This window comes from Deltaproteobacteria bacterium (genome assembly GCA_003194485.1).
In the GTDB taxonomy this organism is placed as follows: Bacteria; Desulfobacterota; Dissulfuribacteria; order Dissulfuribacterales; family UBA3076; genus UBA3076.
This window is the reverse complement of sequence record PQXD01000001.1, coordinates 158,446-162,999: the sequence shown is the minus strand read 5'-3', so window position 1 is coordinate 162,999 and position 4,554 is coordinate 158,446. Positions and strand designations below refer to the sequence as shown.

7 protein-coding genes (1 of these 7 only partly in view) are annotated in these 4,554 nt (G+C 47.4%); all 7 read left to right on the top strand.

Annotation, left to right across the window (positions count from 1 at the left end; translation table 11 throughout):
* Positions 1–218 carry the 3' portion of a hypothetical protein gene (locus tag C4B57_00840; GenBank protein ID PXF56031.1) on the top strand. Its footprint begins 73 nt before the window's first position, so the window shows 218 of its 291 coding nt (coding positions 74–291); its start codon lies off the left edge, out of view; its stop codon occupies positions 216–218.
* Between the two features lie 5 nt (positions 219–223).
* Positions 224–631 (top strand): hypothetical protein, encoded by a 408-nt coding sequence (locus tag C4B57_00835; GenBank protein ID PXF56030.1) that lies wholly within the window; start codon positions 224–226, stop codon positions 629–631.
* 215 nt (positions 632–846) lie between these two features.
* Positions 847–1,119 carry a hypothetical protein gene (locus C4B57_00830; protein PXF56146.1) on the top strand — a complete coding sequence of 91 codons (273 nt, stop codon included), beginning with the start codon at positions 847–849 and terminating at the stop codon, positions 1,117–1,119.
* 79 nt (positions 1,120–1,198) lie between these two features.
* Entirely contained in the window at positions 1,199–1,999 is an 801-nt protein-coding gene (locus tag C4B57_00825; GenBank protein ID PXF56145.1) for a glutathione synthase, read from the top strand.
* Positions 2,000–2,023: 24 nt separating this feature from the next.
* Positions 2,024–2,851, top strand: coding sequence for a phosphoribosylformylglycinamidine synthase (locus C4B57_00820; protein ID PXF56029.1), 828 nt, complete (start codon positions 2,024–2,026; stop codon positions 2,849–2,851).
* Between the two features lie 58 nt (positions 2,852–2,909).
* Entirely contained in the window at positions 2,910–3,617 is a 708-nt protein-coding gene (locus C4B57_00815) for a preprotein translocase (protein PXF56028.1), read from the top strand.
* A gap of 237 nt (positions 3,618–3,854) precedes the next feature.
* Positions 3,855–4,403 (top strand): hypothetical protein, encoded by a 549-nt coding sequence (locus tag C4B57_00810; protein ID PXF56027.1) that lies wholly within the window; start codon positions 3,855–3,857, stop codon positions 4,401–4,403.
* Positions 4,404–4,554: the final 151 nt, after the last annotated feature.

Below are 4,554 nucleotides of genomic sequence, written 5' to 3'. Positions count from 1 at the left end.
ATCACGGGGCAGGGCCGTCCCTTGGAGCGACCTGCGTAAGTCCCGCAGTTTTTCTTGGCCTTTGGGGCGGGGGAAACCCCGGCTCCGGAGCGAAGCGAAGGAGAACGGGGAGGGGGCAGGAATCCCCCGCCCCAAAGGCCTCAGAAAACAAGGGACGAGAGCATTGGAGTGACAAGGGACGGCCCTGCCCCGTGATCAAATACAGATTGGAGGCCTGAAATATATGTTAAATCCTAAAACATCCGGGAATTTCGCGGTCTTTGCTGGGGCATTGTTGTTGGCAATTCTTTCCATGAAGGTTTACGCAGGTGATCTGGTCTCTGCCAGATATATTGCCTCCGAGGGCAAGAAAATCGTTATGGAGATCAAGATACAGCCACCAGCACCAAACACGATCATAGTAATCCAGCACCTTCCCGCAGGGACAGATATCAAGCGATCACTTCCTCCTCTTGATAAATACGATCTGAAACATGGTGAAGCAAAATGGCTACTGAAAAAAGTAAAATCCGGGACTTTCCGGATTTCAATGGAAACAGCAGGGACTGTCAGGTCGGGTGAGGTAAGGGGCGAGATACGCTACAAAGACCCGTCAACCGGCACTATGTCAAGAATTTATGTTAGTCCCTGAGTCTCCGTTCCGACTTCTTGCTGCAGACCCGCTGCAGACAAGCATGCTTTCAGCGACCGCCCAAATTCCCAAAATAAGTGCCACGGATCCGATATGAAAAATGTTTATATTCCCGATTAATCATCACGGCGAGAAATCATGGCGCTTCCTCTGTAATCGGTTTACGAAAAAACCAAAATACAATGTCAGACCAAATAAAGAGGACCGGTAATCAAGTGGATTTAAAGATACTATTAACCGTTTTTACGGCAGTATTCATTGCTGAGTTAGGTGATAAAACACAATTGGCAACCATATTATTTGCCGCTGACAAAGAAGTTGGCAAGCTCACAGTATTCGCGGGCGCATCACTTGCCCTGATAACAGCTTCTGCCATTGGTGTCCTGGCCGGAAGTATCATTTCTCAGTATATAAGTGAAAAATACCTGCATTATTTGGCCGGCATCGGATTTGTTGGTATTGGGGTATGGACCCTTTTAAAGGCGTAAAAGATCTATTTTGGAGAAGAATATTATCAATCAGGAAACCGGACCTGACGCCAGAGGCCCTGTGATATCCTTTCATCCCATGATTAAAGGCGATCTCTTTTACTGGGAAAGGGGTATCTGGGATGAGGATATGATCCGTAACCTCACAAAGGCCAGGGCAGTGATATTACCACAGACAGTATCCAGGGAACTCTATGCCCTGTGCTGCACTCTGTGCACTAATGTCTTCCCAAACTATAGTCTTCGCTTCAAGTGGGACGGAAAGGTTGGAAACACCATGCTGTTCTGGAGTTATGGAATTCCTCACCCAAAGACGTGGATCTTTCCGCGAGTTGAAACCTTGTTGGGCGATCACCCTGAAATGGGACACCGTCCCGGGCTCCCGGATTATCCATTTGTGATAAAGGGGACCAGTGGAGGAGGAGGGACCCAGACCTGGCTGATAGAAGACGCTCAGGACCTGAAACAGGTAACGGAAATACTCAAGCATTTTGAGATGCGGGGCATATTTGGCTTTGTGTTGCAGGAATTTATTCCTGATCTCCAAAAGGATCTCAGGGTTGTGATCATAGGAAACCATATCCAGAGCTACTGGCGATGCAACACATCGGGTTTTCTCCACAATATCGCAAGGGGCGGACAGATTGATGCCCGGTCCGATCCGGAGCTGCAGGCCATAGGAAGAGATGCAGTAAAAGAGCTGTGTAATAATACCGGAATCAATATGGCAGGTTTTGATCTTGTCTTTTTGAAAGGCTCTGATATTCCCCTATTCATTGAAATCAATTATACTTTTGGTCGAACCGGCCTGGGAGGCTCTGACGCCTTTTATGAACTCTTTGAGAACGAGGTCAATCAGTGGCTGGAGACCTGCGGATAATAGAGGGCGGCTCAGGAGTTTTATATGACATCCCAAGTACGTGTAATAGTTACGGCCGGATATGGAACCAACTGCGAGATGGAGACGGCCAATGCCTGCAGGCTGGCAGGTGCAGAGCACGTTGATATAGTCCATCTCAGTGATTTGCTGGACGGGAGCGTCCGCCTAGATGACTATCATTTTCTTAACCTGCCGGGTGGATTTCTGGATGGCGATAATCTGGGAGCGGCGCAGGCCGGGGCTTACAGGCTCAGAAATGCCAGGATCAGGGGAACCGGTGAACGCATGCTGGATCAGCTTCTGCAATTTGTGGGAAAAGGCGGTCTGGTACTGGGGGTGTGCAATGGTTTTCAATTGATGGTCAAGATCGGCCTCCTGCCAGGTTTTGATGGCGATTATGAGCGACGTTACGTAAGTCTCACCTATAACGATTCCGGCAAGTTCGAAGACCGGTGGGTGACTTGCAAAGTCACCCCGGGCTCTTCTTGTATATTCACCCGTGGAATAGACATTATCGAGTTGCCTGTAAGGCACGGAGAGGGAAAGTTTGTAACAATTGACATGGCAGCAAGGGACCGGCTGATGGCAGAAGGTCTTATCGCACTTCAGTATGCATCGCCTGTAACAGGGGAGCCCACGCAGGACTATCCCCATAACCCGAACGGCTCGGAGCTCGCCATAGCCGGGATTTGCGATACTACAGGCAGGCTCATGGGCCTGATGCCCCATCCTGAGGCCTTTCATCACAGGACCAACCATCCGCGGTGGACCAGGAAGGAGTTGCCAGAGGAAGGGGCGGGACTGGCCTTTTTCCGGAATGCCGTGGACTATATACGGGAGAGACTCTGCTGAGGGACATCCTCTGCGTCACCTGCGGCGGTACTGATTATTTTCTGCAGAGCAAAAGACTATGCCCGAATCTCTGGCCCAGATCCTGATACGCCTGCTTAAATATTTAAGGCGTTTCCTGCTGGAAACCGCGATTTGCTTTACAGGGTTGACCGCCATAATTTACTGGCTTTCTCCCCACTTCCTTACCTTTCTTCAGTCCCATTTCCAGCAGCGACTCGCATTTTTTGGGGTACTGGAACCGATACTGGCCCTGCTCAAGCTCTCAAGTGTTGGGGCATTAATTCTCATGGCCCCGTGGATACTCTGGCGCATGTCGCAGGGTTTGGTAGATGTGCTTGGTTTTTCCAGAAAATCTTCCCTGGTATTTATGTTGTCAGCACTTCTACTCTTTTATGCAGGAGCCCTCTTCTGTTTTTTCATTACCCTTCCGTTCGGGATAAACTTCCTCCTGGGCTATCAGTCGCAACACCTGAGGCCGGTGATAGCCGTGGGTAAATTCGTGAATTTTATCGGGCTTTTTCTCCTTAGTTTCGGCCTGATCTTCGAGATTCCATTAGTCATGACATTGCTTTGTAGATTGAAAATCTGTGGCCCTGAGACCTTTGGGAGATACAGACGTTATGCGATTCTATTAATTGCCGTAATGGCTGCCGTTCTCACTCCCACGCCTGACGTCTTCAATATGGCCTTGATGGGGGTGCCTTTGTATGTCCTTTACGAGACAGGAATAATTATAGCCGGTATATTAAATCCTCCTTCTATTTAAATTGAGCGGTTAGCCTTTAGCAGTTAGCTATTAGTCTAATGATTAAAGGATATTATTTATTACAAACTTTCACCCTGTTAACATAATGCCCTGATTTTTCAAAGCTAAACGCTAATGGCTAACAGCTAATCGCTCAACTTAGGTTCTACTTATCTTGACAAGGTTTAGCCATTCTATATATTGCAGGGTTCGTGCAAAAAGCTTTAGTAATCTGAAATTAACCAGGCCTTAGGTTTAATGACCAAAAAAACAAAAGAATTTAGAAATACCGTCCTTGTAGAGGATATTCCGGAATACGGTCTGCATCTGATTTTTGAAGACATGCCCGGGCTTTTGTCCGGGATAGAGGAATGCAGAATACTGGGCCCTGTAAAAGGTGAGGTCTTTCTCCACCGTGTTGATGGGGATGTGCATCTAAAAGGCAAGATTGCGGCCTTGATTGTCCTTAAATGCGACCGTTGTCTGGAGGAATACAATAATAAGATAGATGCATCTTTTTTTTACGAATTTGTGCCTGGTCAATTGACAGACAAAGAAAAAGAAATAACCCTTGGCAGCAAAGACATGGAAGTATCCTTTTATAGTGGAGCTAAAATCCAGATAGGGGAAATATTCAGGGAACAGATCCTGTTGCAGATTCCTATGCGACATGTCTGCAGCGAAGACTGTAAAGGCATCTGCCCCGGGTGCGGTGCGGAGCTTAATAGAGAGAAATGCCGTTGCCGAAAGGCAACCTTGGAGAACCCGTTTAGTGTGTTAAAAAAGCTGCATGAAGCAGCCAAATGAATATCCTTATGTTTTTTAAAGAGTAATTAAACCACTACCTGCTGAAAGCAGGTAGATTTCTTATACGACTGAAAGTCTAACATGGTTCAATCTTTAGTCATTAGCAATAGTGAAGGCCTCTTTAGGGCTCGCCTTTTCTTGGCTTGCAATA

Bases quoted from the DNA above. Each gene is read 5' to 3' on its own strand.
- C4B57_00835 (PXF56030.1), top strand. From the start codon at position 224: ATGTTAAATCCTAAAACATCCGGGAATTTCGCGGTCTTTGCTGGGGCA.
- C4B57_00825 (PXF56145.1), top strand. From the start codon at position 1,199: ATGATTAAAGGCGATCTCTTTTACTGGGAAAGGGGTATCTGGGATGAG.
- C4B57_00820 (PXF56029.1), top strand. From the start codon at position 2,024: ATGACATCCCAAGTACGTGTAATAGTTACGGCCGGATATGGAACCAAC.
- C4B57_00815 (PXF56028.1), top strand. From the start codon at position 2,910: ATGCCCGAATCTCTGGCCCAGATCCTGATACGCCTGCTTAAATATTTA.
- C4B57_00810 (PXF56027.1), top strand. From the start codon at position 3,855: ATGACCAAAAAAACAAAAGAATTTAGAAATACCGTCCTTGTAGAGGAT.